At 59.4% G+C, this 19,842-nt stretch carries 12 protein-coding genes and 3 pseudogenes; 2 read left to right on the forward strand and 13 right to left on the reverse strand.

All coding sequences use genetic code 11. The features are described 5' to 3' along the window. Positions 1 to 77 precede the first annotated feature (77 nt). Genes GGQ89_RS15715 through GGQ89_RS15725 form a run of 3 tightly spaced genes read right to left on the reverse strand, consistent with a single transcriptional unit; the run spans position 78 to position 2,783 of the window. On the reverse strand, positions 78 to 1,022 hold the full coding sequence (locus GGQ89_RS15715) for a SphA family protein (RefSeq protein ID WP_240456471.1): 945 nt from the start codon (positions 1,020 to 1,022) through the stop codon (positions 78 to 80). A 47-nt stretch (positions 1,023 to 1,069) separates the two neighbouring features. Continuing rightward, positions 1,070 to 1,543, reverse strand: a complete 474-nt coding sequence (locus tag GGQ89_RS15720) for a flavin reductase family protein (protein ID WP_076715518.1) — start codon at positions 1,541 to 1,543, stop codon at positions 1,070 to 1,072. Between the two features lies 1 nt (position 1,544). Beyond that, a complete protein-coding gene (locus GGQ89_RS15725) occupies positions 1,545 to 2,783 on the reverse strand; it encodes a styrene monooxygenase/indole monooxygenase family protein (RefSeq protein WP_240456472.1) in 1,239 nt (412 codons plus the stop codon). Positions 2,784 to 2,979: 196 nt separating this feature from the next. Between GGQ89_RS15725 and GGQ89_RS15730 the strand changes: the two genes are divergently transcribed. Continuing rightward, positions 2,980 to 3,993 (forward strand): AraC family transcriptional regulator, encoded by a 1,014-nt coding sequence (locus tag GGQ89_RS15730; RefSeq protein WP_184106360.1) that lies wholly within the window; start codon positions 2,980 to 2,982, stop codon positions 3,991 to 3,993. 274 nt (positions 3,994 to 4,267) lie between these two features. Here the strand turns inward: GGQ89_RS15730 and GGQ89_RS20080 are convergent. The 9 genes and pseudogenes from GGQ89_RS20080 to GGQ89_RS15780 all read right to left on the reverse strand — a co-directional run. Then, positions 4,268 to 4,728 (reverse strand): annotated as a pseudogene (locus GGQ89_RS20080) (IS3 family transposase); the annotation flags it as partial. A 573-nt stretch (positions 4,729 to 5,301) separates the two neighbouring features. After that, complete coding sequence (locus tag GGQ89_RS15745; protein WP_184106363.1) at positions 5,302 to 7,485, reverse strand: DEAD/DEAH box helicase; 2,184 nt, start codon at positions 7,483 to 7,485, stop codon at positions 5,302 to 5,304. Between the two features lie 2 nt (positions 7,486 to 7,487). After that, complete coding sequence (locus GGQ89_RS15750; RefSeq protein WP_184106364.1) at positions 7,488 to 9,104, reverse strand: Hachiman antiphage defense system protein HamA; 1,617 nt, start codon at positions 9,102 to 9,104, stop codon at positions 7,488 to 7,490. 228 nt (positions 9,105 to 9,332) lie between these two features. Continuing rightward, positions 9,333 to 9,971, reverse strand: coding sequence for a hypothetical protein (locus GGQ89_RS15755; protein ID WP_206362757.1), 639 nt, complete (start codon positions 9,969 to 9,971; stop codon positions 9,333 to 9,335). A gap of 297 nt (positions 9,972 to 10,268) precedes the next feature. Then, positions 10,269 to 10,739: pseudogene (locus GGQ89_RS15760) on the reverse strand (integrase core domain-containing protein); the annotation flags it as partial. 13 nt (positions 10,740 to 10,752) lie between these two features. Then, positions 10,753 to 11,277, reverse strand: a complete 525-nt coding sequence (locus GGQ89_RS15765; protein WP_206362758.1) for a hypothetical protein — start codon at positions 11,275 to 11,277, stop codon at positions 10,753 to 10,755. 381 nt (positions 11,278 to 11,658) lie between these two features. Then, positions 11,659 to 14,931, reverse strand: a complete 3,273-nt coding sequence (locus GGQ89_RS15770; RefSeq protein ID WP_184106367.1) for an error-prone DNA polymerase — start codon at positions 14,929 to 14,931, stop codon at positions 11,659 to 11,661. Continuing rightward, on the reverse strand, positions 14,928 to 16,448 hold the full coding sequence (locus tag GGQ89_RS15775) for a Y-family DNA polymerase (RefSeq protein ID WP_184106368.1): 1,521 nt from the start codon (positions 16,446 to 16,448) through the stop codon (positions 14,928 to 14,930). Before GGQ89_RS15775 ends, GGQ89_RS15770 begins: the two co-directional genes overlap by 4 nt. Continuing rightward, on the reverse strand, positions 16,363 to 17,115 hold the full coding sequence (locus GGQ89_RS15780) for an ImuA family protein (RefSeq protein WP_184106369.1): 753 nt from the start codon (positions 17,113 to 17,115) through the stop codon (positions 16,363 to 16,365). Before GGQ89_RS15780 ends, GGQ89_RS15775 begins: the two co-directional genes overlap by 86 nt. Before the next feature lie 459 nt (positions 17,116 to 17,574). Between GGQ89_RS15780 and GGQ89_RS15785 the strand changes: the two genes are divergently transcribed. Then, positions 17,575 to 18,888 carry a DUF5623 domain-containing protein gene (locus tag GGQ89_RS15785; RefSeq protein WP_184106370.1) on the forward strand — a complete coding sequence of 438 codons (1,314 nt, stop codon included), beginning with the start codon at positions 17,575 to 17,577 and terminating at the stop codon, positions 18,886 to 18,888. Positions 18,889 to 19,042: 154 nt separating this feature from the next. Here GGQ89_RS15785 and GGQ89_RS15790 read toward each other — a convergent pair. Beyond that, positions 19,043 to 19,842, reverse strand: a pseudogene (locus GGQ89_RS15790) (hypothetical protein); the annotation flags it as partial.

A 19,842-nucleotide genomic window follows, 5' to 3' on the forward strand; every position in this document is an offset into this window, starting at 1 on the left:
CTTGCAGGGGAGCAATAGGAAAGCCCAAAAAAAGGCGCCCCGCTGGATAAGCGGAGCGCCCAGTGGGCCAGAGCCTGTCAGCGGCCGATCGGAATGATCGCCTTTAACCAGAATTTGTCGCCCTGCGGACGATTCTCGGCGTGGAATTCATGCTGCCAGGTGCCGATCAGCTGCACCTTGCCCGCCTGATAGCTGGCGGTCGGGCCGACGCCGATCACCTGTCCCTTGAAACCGCGCATCCGCTCGATGAACGCCTGCGCGGTCGGGTCGGACACCTGGTCCTTGGTCGTCTGCTTGTAGACATAGCCCGACGCGCCCAGCTTCCACTTGCCGATTTGCTGGCCGACCGCGATATCGGCGTGCAGCTCGTTGCCGCTGCGATAGCTGGCCCCCGTGGGGTTGAAGGGCGTGAACACCGCCTGGTTGTTGCGGGTGTTGATGTCGTACATGACCTTCACGTCGAGCGAGAAGCCCTTCTTGCCATAATAGGCGAGCGCGACGACCGGCTCGAAATTCAGATAGTTGCGGCTGATGTTCGACAGCTTGCGCCGGTCATAGGCACCCAGGGGCAGGTTGATGTCGACGCCCGCACTGACATGCACGCCGTTCTGGAAATGCCAGCCCAGCAGGATCGGATCGATGGTGATGTCGCCCAGCCCGGTCGTCTCGTCGCCCAGGCCCGCCGCGCCGACCTTCAGCTTCACCACCGGCACGATCGCCTGCATCCCCCAGGTTGCGCCCAGGATCTTCACCGGCGTCATATGCACCATTCGCACGATCGCCGCGTCCGACCGCACGCGAAAATTGGGCAGCAGCCCCGCTTCGCCATCCGGCCCGTTAAAGCGATCCGCCTCATAATGCTGGAGATAGCCGAGCAGATAGGTGCCCGGCGGCGGCATGGCGGCACCTGAAAAGCCCTCCGCGCCGTTGGGATAGACACCGCCGCCCAGTTCCGACGCCAGCGCCGGAGCCGACACCCCCATCGCCAGAGCAGCCGCCATCGTGGCGAAAATTCTCCGCATATACTCCCCCTTTTGTTGTTCGTGATCTGGTGCCGGTGACCGCCGGATCAGGCGGCCATCTCATGCAGCTGGCGATACGCCCCGCCGTAAAAGAGCAACGGCGGCGTCGCCTCGTCCTCGTGACGATGGTCGACGACCTCGGCGACGAACAGGCAGTGGTCGCCCGCCGGGAACACGTCCTTCACCCGGCACGCCAGATGCGCCATCGCGCCGCGCACCAGCGGGATATCCTCATGCCAGTCGAAATCGATCGGCTGGTCGCCGGGACGACCTGCAAAATGGTTGGACAGTGCCATCTGCTGTTGAGACAGGATATTCAGGCCGTAATGCCCCGCCTCGCGCAGCCGGGCGGCCATCTTGGCCTTGTTGTCGATGCTGATAAGCACCAGCGCGGGATCGAGCGAGACCGAGGTAAAGGAATTGGCGGTCATGCCATGCACCCCCTCCCCCGTCGAGCAGGTCACGATCGTGACCCCGGTGGCGAAGCGGCCGAAGGTCCGGCGAAGAGCCATGCGGTCCATGTTATGCAGCCTCCTTGATGAAGTCCTCGGTCAGCGCGGGCGCGGTGATGGTCGGGAAGAAGCCGCGCGGATCGTCGAAATTGTTCGCGAACCAGTGGGCCACGCGCGGCTGGGCCGAGGCGGCACCGAGCAGCTGCACCATGTGCGGGGGCGGCGGCTGCAACATGCCGTTGGTCCAGCCGACGACGAACTGCGCATAGTCCCAATAGCGGTCGAAGGTCGCCTGCATCCAGGCGGCATCGAACGGCTTGCCCTCGTTCGCGATGATCGAGTCGAGATAGATGGCCGCGCTCTTGGCGGCGTTGTTCGCCCCCTGCCCCGTGATCGGGTCGTTGAGGCAGACCGCGTCGCCCAGCCCCAGCACCTTGGCGCCCGACGGCAGGGTCAGCACCGGCTTGCGCACCGTCGGCGGAAAACGCCCGGTCAGCCAACCCTGCTGGTCGGTCAGCGTGCAGTTGCGGGCGCGTTCATACTCTTCCGGCACATAACGCTTCAGGATGTGCAGGCTCGTTTCCAGATGCTCCTCGGCCGAGGCGCGCGGGTCCCACAAGTCCATCGGACCGCCGGGCAGCGACTCGAACACCATGATCTCGCACGGGCCGTTCAGCGTCAGCGCCGGGAAGACGAAATACTCGCCCATGCCGGGAATGAGGTTGAAGTTGACCGCGCTATGCTCCGCCCGCGGGGTCATGCCGTTGACATAGGTCAGCGCCAGGCTGCGCATCGGCTTGTCGAAGGGCGATTTGTCGGCATCCCTCTCGAACAATTTGCCGATCTCGCCCTTGCCCGAGGCGACGAGCACCAGATCGCATTCGCGCGCCAACTCCTCTAATTCGGCAATGCCCGCGTCACAGATGCGCAGTTCGCCGCCGCGCTTCTCGAACTCGGCCAGCCAGCGCGGCATCTTCACTCGCTGATCGACCGATTGGGCAGCCGCGTCGAGGCGCGAGGCCCAGGACATTTGCGAAGTGCCGTCCTCGCCGACCAGCGAGAAGGCGATGCCTTCCACCGGTGGACAGGCCTCGTCCCAGAAGTTGATGCCCAGCTTGCGCTCATGCTCGCGCGCCTGGTCGAACATGCACTGGCTGGAGGTGACACGGCCGCCCGCAATCTGCTCGGCCGTCTGGTTGGACAGCATGATGACTTCATGCCCCCGCTCCAGCAAACCCATGCCCAGTTGCAGCCCCGCCTGACCTGCACCGACGATCCCGATCCGCGTCATCTCTCCGGTCTCCCACATGCCTTTATAATGGAGGCAGGATAAGTGGGTGTGCCTCGCCGGGACTATGCAGCGACCGCCGACGCTGTTCACGGATTGCATATTTTAAGTTTGAAATGTTATGGTCGTTGCCGAGCCGGGCAAACCGGCCGCAGCTTGCAGGCGGACATCACCCATGGCTTAATCCTTGCCTGCAGGCGGGACTGGTGGAGAGTCGATGCTGAACAAGAGCGCAGCCGATCAGGGCCCTGACCCGGTAGCGGGAAACCCGCTCGACAAATGTCGCGTGTTCGGATCGTCCGATGTCGACGAGACGCGAGCACAGGTGGCACGTCTTTATTGCGATCATCGGCTGAACCCCGTCTCTCCCAATGCGCGGTTGCAGGCGTGGCAGAATGCCGTGACGCTCAAGCAATCCTGTCTGGCGACGATGGGTTATGGTGCCGAAGTCCAGATCGACCCCGGCAAGTTGAAGGACTTCTATCTGCTGATGCTACCTTATGCCGGGGAGGCGATGGTCGATGCCGGTGGCCGCATGGTCCAGGCGTCGTCGACACTGGGCACCCTGCTGTCACCGGACGATCTGGTGACGATGCGCTGGTCCCCCGACTGCGCCAAATATATGGTCCGTATCGACCGCGCGGCGCTGGAACAGCATGTAGCATCACTCTTGGGCCATCCGCTGCGCCGCCCGCTGAACTTCCGCCTCGCCATTCCGCGCGAGGGACTGGGGGCGGAGTGGTGGCGGCTGGCCGAGTTGCTGGTCGGCCTAGTCGAATGCCAGGATCGAGCGCATCCCCAGAATCTGGCCATCGACCAGCTCGAACAGGCACTGCTGTTCAGCCTGATCGAGGGGCAGGAGCATAATTACAGCGACGCGCTGCGCGACCGCGACCGCTCGATCGCGCCCAAGCATGTCCGGCTGGTCGAACATTATATCGAGGAACATGCCGCCGATCCGATCACGATCGAACAGTTGGTGGCGGTCAGCGGCGTCAGCGGGCGGGCGCTGTTCGACGGGTTCAAGCGCTTCCGCAACACCTCGCCGATGGCGCATTTGCGCGCCTGCCGGATGCGCCGGGTGCGCGAAGCGCTGCTGAAGCCGACACCTGACGTCACTGTGTCACGACTCGCGCAGGACTGGGGCTTTTACGAATTAGGACGCTTTGCGGGCCAATATCGCAAGCTCTATGGCGAGACACCTTCCGAGACACTGCGCCGCGCGCGATGATATTGCGGCCATCGGTGGTGTGACAGGGGTATTTGGGTCAAGTGCCCCGCGACCGTTTGACTTGCTTAGTAGAGGGCATGCGCAGCACGCCATTCCCAATCGGACAATGGCATGATTTCCCGGCATTAAGTCAGTTAGGGTCCAAACCCAATCGGTATCTTGAGGCAATTTGGACTTTCCCCGCTTAATTGGAGACGCAGGTGCTCAGCGTGACGCATTTCGTTCAAGCTGCGCTGGGCTGGTGTATTCGAGCGCGGAATGCTGCCTGACGGGTGCGCTTCAGCCGGCCGCGCAGGCCATTCTCGCGCATCAGCCGCGCCGTGCGCCGGTGCCCGATGGCAAAGCCGTCATCCTGCAACTCGCGCGTCATGCGCGGGCTGCCATAAGTGCCGTTCGACAGTGCAAATGCCGAGCGGACATGCGCCAGCATCACCATGTCGTCGCGCTGGCGCCGGCGGCTGGCCGGGCGATCCTTCCGGGCGAAATAGCTACTCTGGCTGACGCCGAGCATCCGGCAGAGGCGGTGGATCGGGAATCCTCTCGCCCGGCCGATGAGCTGGAACCTTATCGATTTTCCTCCCGGGCGAAAAAAGCGGGCGTCCACCTCAATATGTCGCGCGCCTGCCGAAGGATCTCGTTCTCCCGCCGAAGGCGCTTCAAATCAGCAATAATATCCGCCTGCGGCGCTTGATCGGGTGTCGCCGCCAGACGGTCCTGGCTGCGGCTGACACGGCCACGATCCGGCTGCAGCAACTGGAGCGCGAACTGAGCAATCGGTACGAAAATCTGCGGGCGGGTATCGCGGCCCCTGCCCTGCGTCAGATGATCGACGAACGGGAAGCGGAAAAGGCCCGCCTGATCTGGCGAACCGCTACCGTCGACAGAAGGGTGGTTCTGCCTCCCCCGCTTCCAACGCCATCGGTTCTGCAGGCTCAGTTTCGGGCGCGGATCGCCGCCCTGCGCAGCACGCTGGCAGATCCTGCGGTACGCGGGCAGGCCGCATTGATCGTGTCGCGGCTTATCGAGAGGATGACGATCTATCCGGATGAACCGGAGGGTCCCGCAGCGGACGTGGTGGCCAGCGGGTGCGATGTCGGTGGCGTATGCCACAAACGACAACGCCGCCCGTGGGGGCGGCGTATAGCGTTGGTTGCGGGGGCGTGCTCTAATCATAACTTGCGGCACACCGACCTATTCCCTGTTGTGAAGAGTTTAGTGGGATTGGAGGGGCGTATCGGGCTCTTTTCTACCGTTGCGTAAAAGTGTTCGCGGGGACTGGAAACTTATTTGTCCATTCGCCAATGAGCGTTAGCTTGCATCGTTGGTGCCACTAGCGAACGCACGAAGAGGTAGAGATCGACGGACAGTTTCGAGAATCTCTCGCTCAAAGGGCTGGAGACCAAGGCGCCCAAAATCGATATTCGCAAGGATACGAAGCCCCTCGTCAACGCTGTCTATAGCGCCACTGTCTGCCACGATCTTTCGAGCTATTTCTGACGGAACGCCATACTCATCAAGCGCAAATAACCCCGCCGGCATGAACAGCGAATCTGAGTGGGCCGCAAACATCGAATAATCCCCGGGCGCCGCCTTCTTGTAGCGTGAAAGTACATCAGCTTGGATGCGGCTAAGTGCCATCAACTGCCTCCCAAACTTATAGCCGACATAGTTCCTAAGAAAAGAAAGGGCCTGTTCGACCGCATCGCTTATGGAGTCTTCCGCGGACTTCGATGCAACACGTTGCTCTATGAATGCCTTGAAATTATCGGCGGCCATAAGGCTCACCAATACGGCCTGCAACTGGTCACCGGCAAAAATATTATGCTTACGGAGGGAATCCCCGTGATCAAGATGATCATAAATGAGGTTACAGGCTGCAAGCAATTGGGCGGACTTCGGAATTCCCTTCCATTGAATGTGCTCAGGATGCTTGTCGAAAAGCTCTGACACTGCTTCGAACAGCGCGTTTTGATCGTCAATCGGGATGTACCGATTTTGTCGTATTGTCGCCTCGCTTAGCTTAGACTGCTCGAAGACGGCGGCAATTCGCTCTCTCGACAAATCAGTCAGGCTTCCGCGCGGAAGGTCTAGTATGAGAGATAACGGAGTTATTTCATCCTGCTGTGCGACGGGCAAATCAACGACGTGATCGCCTTCGGCCACAGCCTCCTCCAACACGAATACCTTGCCAATGAAATAGCGGTTCATTCGGCCCGCCCTGCCTGCGATATTCCTAAAGGTAAAATCATCTATCGTTGTAGTGTTAGCACGACGATCAAATATTATAACATTCTCAGCAACGGTGTTTACACCCTCAATAATGGTCGACGTACATACGAGAGTTTTTATCTTCCCCTCCTCGAACGACCTGACCATATATTGCTGTATTGCTCTAGGCACATTTCCATGATGGATGCCAATGCCGTACTTCAAAGCTTGAATGACCTCCCATTCCGAGGGAAAATACATTTCAAGCCACTCTACGGCGTCCTTTGTTGTATCAGTAAGCGGCGCCTTCGAACCCTCGTAAATCGTCCTGGCCGCATCGCGGGCGCTGCGTGGCGACTGGCAATACACAAGAGTTGGACTTGTCAACGATCCGCAGAGTTCTATTAATTTTTGATTCCGCTCCTCACCCCTCTGCTTCAAATTGAAGTACTCTACATCAAGAGCCACCGTCGAAAAGTCGGACGGCATGAAAACATGCTTATACTCAGACGCCAGCCCCTTCACGTTCGAAATATTTGGGCCAATCAGATAAAATTGCGCGCCATTTTGAGCCAACCGGTGAAAGCAGATGTTTAGATCGATTGCCCTTTCGTCTCGAACATCCCGAAGATCTAACTTGTAGAACTCATCGATGACGAAAAAGTCGACATCAGCGAGATCATTCCGGCCGAGCGCTCGCTCCTGTGTAAGAATATAAACCGTCGGCCTACCGTCACCGAGGCTTTGCTGGGTTGGGTGGGTAATTATGTCATGAGTATTCCCCAACGTGGCTGTGATACGCCGCCTAGTTTCATCGATAAGTGCGATCGTCGGAACGATTATAACAGCCTTCTTGTGCTGCTGGGTGGCGAGGACAGCATCAATCACAAGGCTTTTCCCAACGCTGGTGGGAGCACTTAAAACTACATTTCGCCCTCTTATGATCTCCTGAAAGACGGCAAGCTGCAAACTATGAAAAAACCTCTCCTGCCCTACACCATGTACTCTGTGAGCCTCAAACAGCATTTGCTCCAAGATGCCAGCATTTTTTTCCTGATCTGCATACGGATACAAGCCAACTTCTCGCACCAAGGCTTCCAGCAGTTCGTCGTACCCATCCGCGAGAAGAGCTTTGTGAGGCAACAACCGTATGATCAGATCACGGGCGATCGAACTCGTCTGCTCCCTGTTGGCTAGGCGCGTCACCTCGCGGAAAATAGGGAAACGGGCTTTGAGCATTCTCTCCGGATTGGCGATGCACTCGCGGACGTCTTCAAGGTCCATCGTCATTTCCTCAATTTCGTCTCAAATTCGTCAGCAAGCGTGTCGGCACATTCGATTGGAACAAGAAACAGTGAGATTCGAACCGAGTCCAGTTCTTCGCCTAATAACGCCTTGATCCTTCCGTATTCATTTTCGACTTCGACTTTTAGCTTGGTAAGGTAGCCTGTTTCGAAGCCCGCACTGAGCGTCGCACTGTCATAAGCGACGAGGAACGGCAGACGGAGAATTTTCAAAAGCTCAGACGTCTTGCCGGTATTCGATAGTATGGCGTCGAGCTTGTCGTTTCTAAGATGCCTCGGCTCGCGAAGCTGAATGATTATGTCACGTTCTTCCTTTAAGACATCCCTTGTTAAAGCAGTGCGCAATTCGGCAAGCACCTCGGCAACAACAGCTTCATGCGAGGATGCATTAACCAGCCGCGATCGACCGAGCCAAACCTCTTCTCCTTCGGGCAACTGCACGATGTGGGCGCTGCTAGACCTCATAGCCCCCTTTACCGAAAAGAAAATTCGGCACGCTATCGGTTCAGCTCCGAAATGGAGACGGAGGATGGCATGTAGCATGAGCGATGCTATCAACTGCGGGATGTCGGTGGAGCCGCGCTGCTCCCAAGCCTTCAATGCCTCGCCAGGCAACCGCCTTGCCGCGAGATGGCTGAAGTTTGCCAAGGTCTGCGGCGAAAGCGCGATTTCAGGAAGCCAATCCAGAAGGTGGTCGACCAACTCATCTCTTCGCCAGATATCGCCATCGAACTCCACGTCGAAGGCATACAGCGCACGGCGGATTGTATCCTCATCCATCGAACAAATTTCTGAGAAAAACTCCGGTATTCCCGAAATCTGGTAGACCTTTACGGTGGCGATGTTCGCCTTTCTGATATCGTCAATCTGAGCCGACCACCACTTTAAACATTCTTGCCGCGTCCAAATCTTTTCATCAGCATCCACCGATGGCTTATCACCCATTGTTCGAACTTTTTGGGCAAGCTCAAAGTATATCTTTTCCATGGCTTCGTAGCTGGGGTTGACACCCTGTCCGCCTGAAAGCTTTAGCAGCGCATTGATGTTACGCGATATCAGTGCATCTTCTTCGCCCTCAACCTCCCATAGCATGTTTTTTGCCCAGTAGGCCAAAGTCCGGCCAGATTTCGAGATCGTTGTTTTGTACTTGTTTGAAAAGCTATTTATCAGAGGGGCTAGGGCTGTATAATTCCTGCGCTTGCTACGAGGACGTCGGAATGGCTCCAAACTACTTATAACTGCGCGCGTTGAGACGAAGCGGAACCACGCTATCTCTCCATGCTTGTCGCACAGGAGAGATTTTTCGCAAACTGAACTTCCCACCTTTTTATCTGTACGGGCCTGCAACTCCTTGATCGACCATTTCGTGTCGGCTTCGGTCGTTTTGACCTGGACATATTCAATGACAGATTGTCCCTCACTGATCCTACGCAGGACAATGTCATCACCGGTTTCGCATTCTAGTTGCAGTATGGTGGAGTCATGAATCATCTCGAGTGCCAGCCGAGCGGCGACATGGTCTTGGATGCGAAACCCTTTACGGGCAGCAATTCCACCGGCATCTGACGATGAAGCGATAATACTCAAATCGTTAGGCACGCAGCCGCTCTCCTGACTGGGCTGAGTGCAAGATATCTGCCGATTCAAGGCTTTTCAACATGAACTCCCCCGCGAAGACATATCCTGCCACGTCCTATTTGCATAGAGATGTGCGGCAACGAGGCTCAGAATAACCAGTACCGATAGAAATTAGTATACTAATATACGTCGACATCGGGATACGATTCACTGAGTGAGTCCTATCGACGCTACGGCTGCTTGCTACAGCTAGGTTGCAACCTTTGGCTTAGCAAGCTTGATTCTCGGGGCAGCCGGCTTGCGCACTACTTTGTCGCCCGCAGCTTTCCACCGACCACTATCGATGAGCTGTGAACGCGCAATAGGCAGCTTTGAACAGCCAGGAATTTCGCGCAGCGTCACTTTTAAGCTATCTGCGATCGGCGCCGGAAGCCACGGATTCAGATGAATACGGCCAATTAGGCTGATCGGAAAGTCGATCGATAACGCGGGTCGCTGTACCTCTTTCGTCTCAGCGATAATTCGATATTCACACTCCGGCCCAAAGCCCCATCGTTTGACAAAGGGAAGACGATCACGATCGCCTGGGCGCAGTTTTTCTACGTTTCCCAGAACCAAATAGTCGACGTCACCAAACGAGATGCCGGGCAGTTGGCGAAGCCGCTCCTCTAAGGGCTCGCGACGTATTTCAATACAAGCACCATCGGCGTTGTTTGTAAAAACGCGCCAGTGATGATAAGTCTCTTTACAGGTGGCAGCGCATAGGCCGTACAGCCCACCGAGCGCGCCACTCTCCTTGTATATTGACATGAAGTAGCGGTCATTCCGATCGTCCCATGTCTGGGGGTCGAGCAATGGCAGCTCCTTGCGTCGAAGGATATCGATCACAGCCGTGATCGACGTATACCGGCGCAAAAAAGTTGTTTCCGAGGAGGCACCGTTCCCGATCGCGTTTGGCACTTTCTCAATCCCCTCGCTCTTAACTTTGTGCACTGAAAAGGACAGTAGCGGGATTCGGCACCGAAGCCAGCGATCGATTTGGGAACGCATAGTTATCGAATCTAGATTGGATGTTGTACCAGCTCAGCCTCGAATACGATCGGCCCGCCGGATCACCTCGTCAATGTTATGCGATCTACTCCAGCAGCGTTCTGGCCACGGGCGAACGGCCAGACAGGGGCTGAGCTACGCTGATCTGGCCCCCGTTTCACGGGACGGATTTAAGCGGTTTGCAGAAACGAGTGTGCGATCCTCGTGCGGGGATCGCAATTTGAGCCCTGAATGGGGGTGGTCGTCGTTGTAGACCTCGATCCATCCGGCAAGCGATGTCAACGCGGTGAGCGGATCGGCTAGCGAGGAGACGCGGACGCAATCGTGTTTGAGGGTATGCACAAAGGCCTCGGAGATGCCGTTGGACTGCGGGCTGCGGACAGGGGTGAAGCAGGGTTTGAGCCCGAGTAGCCGGGCAAAGGTCCGTGTTTCGCGGGCGGTATAGGCTGAGCCGTTGTCTGACGGCATCTCGACCGGCGTTGTAGCGCGCATGGCGCCGAAGCGGGCTTCCACGACTTCCAGCATGATGTCGCACACATCCGAGCCGGTGATGCCGGCACTGGCGGCCGCGCACCCGGCGATGATCCCGTGGTCATGGGGATCGATGGAGCGCCAGGCATTAGATAAGTGGTAGCAAGTCGCCAAAGGCCCAGATGAGGTTTCCAAGAAATGCAACGCCTAGCGCTGGTCCAACGAACTCACGCAATACGTTTTCATATAAAGTTGGCAGAACACGGTTAACCCGCTTGTACGCGCGCGCTTTGACCGCCTCCTCTGACGCGGCGTCGCCTAATTTCTCTCGCTCTATTCCTGTGAATAGGTCGACTTGGAATTGTGTTATTCTCGGCAGCATTTTTTGATATTGAAGCTGCCGCCAGGACTGAATGATAGCAAGGAGCGTTACGGCAGCACCATATCGAGGAAAAACGGTGTGACTGCCAGACCAGTTAGCATGGATAACGCCAATTACTACTGCGGCCGCACTTGCTACAAAAAGCTGCCTATTCTTACGGCCAACCAGATACTTTGCCGTTGACGTTGCATCAAGGGCGATTGGAGTTAGATCGTATTCATCGATCGATTCAGGCATCATGCGTTCCATCAATAGTTTCACACCGAAACATGTGACCACCTTCTGTTCCATGGTCAATTCGACAGAAAGGTCGCCGTTAGTATGAATACCGTCCAACCGACGCGGACACGAACCAATTCGCGTTGCACGCTATTTTCGTGAACCCCTCGAACGTGGTTGCGCCCGAGAGGCGATGTTGAGCGAAGTGATCTGAAGATTAATGTCCTGCTGTTGGGGCTGAGCCCAAAGGCGGTGATCTGTCCCAAGCCGCCATTGATCGGATGCTTTCCACCCAAAGAGCCGCGTTGAGGACATCCACGATGCGATACCAAGCCCCCCCCTTTATGATCTACAGGTCTAGATACCGAGCCAATGTTAGAGGTGTCGTGGTATTCGGGATAGCTCATTGACAGGTCCACCGTCTTACATAGTCGTAATCGGCGGAACGGTGAGCTATCGGAAATCACGCGTCTTCACCTTGATGGTATCGAGGTGAAGATCACGAATATAGATGTCCCTCGTCCCGAGCCCCTTCGGCGGCTCACCGCGCGGGTCCGGGGTCTGCGAACCGCGGTGGAACTCGTCGCCACGTCCATGCGGCAGGGAAAACGCACTGCCGCGCTCACCGACGCTGGCTAGTTCCGCGGAAAGATCGGTCAGGCGCTGGGCGACAAGATGAACAACCTCCCCTTCCCGCTGCACGCGGCCGCGCACGGCGATCATGCCGGCCGAAAGGATCGTCCGCCGATTGGCCTCGAACACCTTCGGCCAGACTACGAGATTGGCAATACCGCTCTCATCTTCAAGCGTAATGAACATCACCCCCTTCGCCGAACCGGGACGTTGCCGCACCAACACCAGGCCCGCCGCCTCGACCCATCGCCCGTCACGCGCTTCCATCGCTTCCCGACAGGTGACGATCCGCCGTCGGCGCAGGTGTCCCCGCAAGAAGGTCACGGGATGGTCGCGTAGGGATAGGCCTGAATGGCGATAGTCTTCGACCACCTCGCCGCCGTCAGCCAGCGGGCGAAGCGCCACCTCCGGCTCGGCAAGTTCGTGGACCGTTCGGGCTTCTCGCGCTGATGCCGCAGCGAAGAGCGGAAGGGGTTCGTCCCGCAATCCCTTGAGCGCCCAGAGCGCCTCGCGGCGCGCAAGCCGGAAACAGGGGTGGAAACCGTCGGCCTCGGCGATCTGGGTGAGGGCCACGACCGGAACGCCGGCACGTTGCCAGAGATCGTCGATCGAGCTGAATGCACCCCCTGCCCGCACTGCCACAAGCCGGGCGGCATGGGCATTGGACAAGCCCTTGACCATCCGCAGCCCGAGCCGCACGGCAAAGCGCCCCTCGTCCTGCGTCGGCTCCAGCGTGCAGTCCCATCGCGAGGCATTGGCGCAGATCGGTTGAACCTCGACGCCATGATCGCGGGCGTCGCGGACGATCTGGGCTGGGGCATAGAATCCCATCGGCTGGCTGTTGAGCAGCGCGGCGCAGAAGACGTCCGGGTGCCAGCATTTGAGCCAGGCCGAGGCATAGGCGATCAACGCAAACGACGCGGCATGACTTTCGGGAAAGCCATAGGAGCCAAACCCTTCGAGCTGCTTGAACGTGCGCTCGGCGAAGTCCGGCTCATAACCATTTGCGACCATCCCGGCGACGAGCTTTTCCTTGAATGCCGATACGCCGCCGGTGAACTTGAAGGTCGCCATTGATTTGCGTAGCATATCGGCTTCGCCCGGGGTGAAGCCGGCGCATTCGATGGCCACCCGCATCGCCTGTTCCTGAAACAGCGGCACGCCCAGGGTCTTGCCAAGAACCTTTTCCAGTTCCGGCTTGGGATAGTGAACCTCCTCCAGCCCTTCACGGCGACGCAGATATGGATGGACCATATCGCCCTGGATCGGACCCGGCCGGACGATGGCGACCTGCACGACGAGATCGTAATAGGTCCGAGGCTTCAGCCGCGGCAGCATCGACATCTGGGCTCGGCTCTCGATCTGGAACGTGCCGAGCGTGTCGGCCTTCCGGATCATCGCATAGGTGCGGGGGTCCTCCGCCGGGATGGTCGCGAGATCGAGGGCAATGCCCTTATGGTTAGCCAGCAGATCGAGCCCTTTCTTCATGCAGGTCAGCATGCCGAGCGCGAGGAGATCCACCTTCATGAACTTCAGGGAGTCGATGTCATCCTTGTCCCATTCGATCACCTGGCGGTCGGCCATTGCTGCGGGCTCGATCGGCACCAGATCGTCGAGCCGATCATGGGTCAGCACGAAGCCGCCGGGGTGCTGGGACATATGGCGAGGAGCGCCCATGAGCTGGCGGGCGAGATCGAGCGTGAGACGCAGTCGGCGATCGGCCATGTTGAGGTTCAGTTCCTGGACGTGCTTCTGCTCGACCCCTTCCTCCGACCATGACCAGAGCTGCGAAGACAGAGTGCCGATCAGGTCTTCCGGCAGCCCGAGCGCTTTGCCGACATCGCGCAGCGCCCCCTTGGCGCGGTAGCGGATGACGGTGGAGCACAGGGCGGCATGATCGCGACCATAGGTCTCGAACACCCACTGCATGACGATCTCCCGCCGCTCATGCTCGAAATCGACGTCGATATCGGGGGGCTCGCGCCGCTCCTCGCTGACGAAGCGTTCGAAGAGCAAGTCGTTCCTGCCTGGATCGATGCTGGTGATCCCCAGTACATAGCAGACGGCGGAATTGGCCGCCGATCCCCTCCCCTGACAGAGAATGTCCCGCGAGCGGGCAAAGCGGACGATCGAATGCACGGTCAGGAAATAGGGGGCGTATTCCAGCTTCTCGATCAGCGCGAGTTCGTGCTCGAGCGTCGCCTTCACGCTGTCGGGAAGACCTTCGGGATAGCGCTGGGCAGCCCCCTCCCAAGTCAACTGCGCCAGCGTCTCCTGCGGCGTGAGCCGGGGATCGTCGCGCTCCTCGGGATATTGATAGGCCAGCTCATCAAGCGAGAAACGGCAGCGCCGGACGATCTCCCGCGTGGCGGCGAGTGCGTGCGGGTAGCGCGCGAACAGCCGGTGCATCTCTTCCGGTGGCTTCAGGTAACGGTCGGCATGACGCTCCCGCCGATCACCGAGTTCATCGATGGTGACGGTGTGGCGAATGCAGGTGACGACATCCTGCAAGATCCGCCTGCCCGGTTCGTGAAACAGTACATCGTTCGTCACAACCGTTGCGACCCGCATCTGGGCGGCGAGATTGGAGAGATCGTGGAGCCGGACCTGATCGTTGGGGCGGCGACGAAGCGTCAGGGCCATGTAGCTGCGATCGCCAAACCCCTCGCGGAGACGGCGAAGGCGAAGAGCTGTCTCGTCATCGGCCAGGTCCGGGACGAGCACGACGATGAGGCCCTCCCCATAGGCCACGAGATCGGCCCATTCGAGACGACAGCTTCCTTTTCCGGCCCTGCCCTTGCCCAGCGTCAGCAGACGACAGAGGCGCGCATAAGCGGGCCGGTCCGTCGGATAGACAAGAACGCTGGTGCCATCGACAAGATCGAGACGACAGCCGATCACCAGGCGGATGCCGACGGCCTTGGCGGCTTCGTGGGCGCGCACGATTCCCGCGAGGCTGTTGCGGTCGACGATTGCCAGCGCCTCGATGCCAAGTCTGGCGGCTTCGGCGAACAGTTCTTCGGCCGACGATGCGCCGCGCAGAAACGAGAAATGCGAGGTGACCTGAAGCTCGGCATAGGCGGGCGCGCTCATCCGAACACCCCGTGCAGGAACCAGCGATGGGACCCCGTCTCGGCGTGTTCGCCATCACCAGCGCGGTAGAGCCAGTAGCGCTCCCCGGCCTCGTCCTCACATTGGAAATAATCGCGCACGGCGACCATCTCGGCATCGCGCAGCCACCATTCGCCGAATACCCGTTCAGGCCCGTCGGCACGCTTCACGCGGCGGCGAATGCCGCGCCAGGTGAACGAGGCGGGAGGATGATCGGGAAGCAACGCCACCGTCTCCACCGGCTCGGGCCGGGATAATAGGCGCGATGGCCGTGGCCAGTGTCCTGGCCAACTGGCCCCGCTCTCCGGCGCCATGGCAGCAACGCGCATGACCGACCGCTCGGGCACATCGGTGGCGACCGGGGCGAGGCGATAGATGGCGCGCTCCCCTACCCGGTTCATCAGCACATCGATCAGGCCGGTGATGTCGGGCGTGCTCTCCTCGATCAGCGAGCTGATAACCTGCTTATGCTCCAGCGGTTCGACCACGGTCGCGGCGAGCGTCATCACCTCGATGCCGAAGCCTGGCGCGATGGTCTCGATCTTGTCGCACAGCAGCCGGGTCAGCCGCTTGGTATCGCGGACGGGTGCTGCCATGCCGACGCGCACCGCTTGGGCACGGCTGTCGACCCGTTGACAGATCAGGTCGAGCCGCCGGGTGCCGAGACCATGCTCTTCGAGCAGCGCGCAGAGTTGAGTGACCAGCTTGCCGATATAGCGCGCGATCGTCTCCGCCGCGCCGATCGGCTCGGCGAAAGCCCGACGGACTTCGATGACATCGTCTGGGCGGACGGGCTCGATCGGCTCCGCCAGCGTTCCCTGCATCTGCTCGATCCGGCGGGCGAGATCATGACCGAAACGTAAGGTCAGCGGCGCGCGCGGCTGGTCGAGGAGATCGCCGATCGTCCGAAAGCCGAGTTTGCGCAGGCCCTCCGCCACGGCCGGCATGATCCGTAAGGCTTCCAGCGACAGCCCGGCCGCAACAGACGCATCGTGCCCGGCGGACGCCATGGCGATCGACGTCGCATGATAGCGCGCGAGCGCATGGGCAGCCGCCCAGGTATCGGCGATCGCTGCACGCGCCGTGATCCCCGACATGGCCAATCGCCCGATCAGCCCCTCCAGCATCGCCTCTTCGCCGCCATGGAGGTGATCGGCACCCGTGGTTTCGAGAACGATGCCATCGGGTGCATCGGCGGCCACCACGGGCGCGAAACGTAGCATCCAGAATGCCAGCCGTTCCAAGCCCTCTGCATCCGCTACCGGATCGGCATCCATCATGAGGAGGCCGGGAACGAGGACCTGGGCCTTGGTCGCCTGCATGCCCACGCGGATGCCGACAGCCAGTGCGGCGGCGTCCGCCGCCCACACCACCCGTCTGCTCCGCTCCCGTGTGATCAGAACGAGCGGCGCCTCAACCGGAGGCGCCGCGTCGCCAGCCTTCCGCCGCAGCCGGTCGGTCGACCAACTCGGCAGGTACAGCGAGACGACCCGCGGCATCGCAAGCCTCCAATTCGAAATCTGCACTTTCACCCGCCCGAGCGCGGATGAGTTCAACAAGCCAGCGCGGACGCCCGACGCCGGGCACGGGAAGCTGGCTGGAGGGTAGCACCGAGATGCGCCACCGTGTCATGGCCGCCGTCGGTTGGCCGAAATCCATCGCCTCCGCCTGCCGGCGCCAGCGACGCAGCGCGATGCCGATCGAGCCTGTTCCTTCCGCCGCCAGTTGGAGACGGCGCGAGGCGGTCATCGACAGTCGCGCGACCTCGCCGACCACGGCGCCGAGCGCGCCATGCCGCAACGCCTCTTCCATGCAGGCGAGGACCGTCTTGTCATCCCCGGCCTCGACATAAATGACCCGGTCCGCGCCAAGCCCCGCTTGCGCCACCGCGGGCGCGAAGAGGTCTGGCGTCGTTACGCACCACAGCACCTTCCCCTTTGTCCGGGCAGATACTCCGGCAGCAAAGAGAGCACTGGCTGCCCCGTCGATCGCCCCATTGCCGCCACCTGCCACTTCATGGAGTGCGCCCAGCGCAAGTCCACCACCGGGGAGCCGGCGGTCCATCAACTCGATTCCAAATGGCAGGACGGTCTTGCTACGGGCCGCCCTTCCCTCGATCCGGCTGACCGCGGCACGCAGATCATCAATGGGGGTTTCATGCCGCAACCGTCTTGGCTCCTTTGTTATTCTTCGCTAACGTTCCCTTTTTGTTCCATTCTCGGCATGGAGTCAATCGCAAGACATTGACATTGCCTGGGACCTACCGGCGATGGTGCGAGCGTTACGGGCGAGCGGTTGGACAATTTGGGGGCGCGTGGGATCATCTCGACTTCGGGTGAGATCTTGAGCGGCAAGCTTTTTTCGCGGCGCCGCATTCCTGTGCATGCGCCCACAATATGAAGCGAGCTCCCCAGCTCGTACCGGAAAGACATTCGGTACGAGTCGCCGTTGAAAGGAATCGTTCTTTCGCTTATATTGATGTTGCTCTTGGCATGAGCATGGCACTCGCCGTTCCGAAGCTGCTGGCAGCGCTGCTACGATGAAATTATCAATACCTTTCAACAGCGATCCGGCTTGAAAGGCGGTTGGCGAGTGACGCTTTACTTACAAGCCAGGAGAACCGCTATGTTGATTAGTGATATTCGTCCCACGACAATCGAAGGCGTCAAGAGCCTCGCCGCCCAGTATCGCAAGCAGGAAGGCATCAAGTATTCCCAAGCGCTCGACGTGGCTGCAAAAGCCGCGAATTGTACGAACTTCAAGAATGCGTTGCGAATCCTTCCGAGCATTGGATCGAGAGCAAAAAAGCCTTACATCCTGCTGACAATCTACTGGTGCGACAAAGATAAACGCTATGAAATCGGGCGCGAAACGCTTACGATCGCCCTAGAAAAGCCGATCCTCGACATCTGTGAGAAGCTCATGCTTAAACAGGTGCGTGGCTTTGGAAACCTTCGGATGGTTGCCCCTGACCATTTTGTCTGCGACGCTATTGCAGGCTCCCAATCCTTTGCACGCGAACGCCTTTCGACGGCTGAGCGTTCACTTCGCTTCATGGAGCGGACAGGTCTTCGTCCGTCGCGCGATTTTCGCAAGGCATATCCGAACGGCCAGGCCGATGACCAGCTTCCGGACAGCGATCATACGACCGATTGGGTAGATCCAGTAAGTGGCCAGTTCATTTTAATCGATGAACCTTACAGCGGTGTGCCGGACGAAGCCAAGCGTGCTGACTGGTCCGATCGTACAGACTGGCGGGTTGTTAAGACTCAATGGGAAGGCATGTATTACCCGAGCCGCTGCGACCTCTACGTGGCTACCGATGGCCGCACCGGCTATGACATTGACGCGTTGGTAGCAAAGATCAACGCGATGCAATCCCCATTCCTCGAAGAGGACTGGACCGGGGAATCAGCGCCGTCATGGGAAACGTTCATCAGCCCAATGGCAACGACACCGTTGGACCAAAAGCGTGCGCGCTGCCGCGGTATGATCTATCCCATGCCGACAAAGACAACGCTCCCCTACAGCTATAATATGGGTGAAAATCGACGTCGGCCTGCCGCGGCGATGCCTGTCGATGGCCATACCCAAGCCGGTCGCATCATCAAATCGATCCTTCGGTCGGCTCACCGCCCCTACGGCGTTTATCGGAGGATGAACTCTGTTCGTTCGACCCTGGAAGACTGGATGTCTATCGAAATCGGTCGCGGTCAGTTGGAGGGACCCGAATTTTTCGATGTCTATTATCACGAAGTAGATGACGACGCGCCAGCGTTCGAGAGAGCAAAATCAAGTTCTGGTATTGTCGATATGCTCGGGGAATTGAAGCATAGACTTCAAGTAGCCTACCCTAACTGCGCACCACTTCGTCAGCAAATCCACAAGATCGATATGTCGATCTCACTCGTGAGTAAGATGAAGACAGCGAGGAAATGAGCGTTTATTGCGGCAGTCGCTTTAACGTCATTGGCGGCCGTATCGTCGCCAGTTATGGCACTCCCTGACAAAGAAAGCCGCCATGCCGGGGGCTGGCATGGCGACTTCCTACGACGTGGCCGGTAACGAAGCACCGGCCACGTCGAGCCCGTTCTTAGCGCGGCGCCTCGGACGACCCGGAACCAAAGCTACCCGTCGCGGTAAGCATGTTGACCGCTTGGTTGCCGGTCGCGGTAGCGGCAAGGCCGTTGCCGGAAACCGACCCCATGGCGCCGCTGACGTCGCTGGCCATGGCCGCGCCGAACAGCCCGTTGACGGTCGCGGAGACGGGACCACGATTGACCTGGGCGTTGCGGACCAGGGCCGTGGACATACCGTCAACGACAGCGCGATTGAGTGCGGCGTTGCCTCTCGCGATCGACGAGGCGCTATTGCCCTCGATGCCGATCGCCGACTGCATGGCACCGCTGCCATCGACGATGAACGCTGCGTTGGTCACCGCATCGACGACCGCCGCGTTGCTCTGGCGGTTGTCGAGCAATGGCCGACCGCCAGAGCCGGTCACGGAAGACACCGACAAAGCGTTCAGAGCGCGGTTGCCATTGGCTTCCGAGGCGGCACTGTTGCTCCGCACGTCCAGACGCGCATTCTGTACGTAAGCGTCGGAGTTGCCGACAGACATGCTGCTGTCGGCATTGGCGAAGACCTTGCCAGTGGAATGCTGCCAGCTGTTCAGAACCACATCGCCGGATAGATCGACGGCATCGACGGACAAGGTGTTCGACGCATCGTTCATGCGCGCGAACGCCGTGTTGGCGTTGTTCGACAGAGTTACACTCGATGCCCCGATCTGGCCAGGGTAAGCGTCCGGTGAAGGCGTCGCGTCAGGCGGGACGGTAGTTCCACGGCAGCAGTTCATTGATCTGGCGGGCTGGATGGTCGGCGATGCGGCTG

It is taken from the genome of Sphingomonas yabuuchiae, assembly GCF_014199595.1.
Taxonomy (GTDB): domain Bacteria; phylum Pseudomonadota; class Alphaproteobacteria; order Sphingomonadales; family Sphingomonadaceae; genus Sphingomonas; species Sphingomonas yabuuchiae.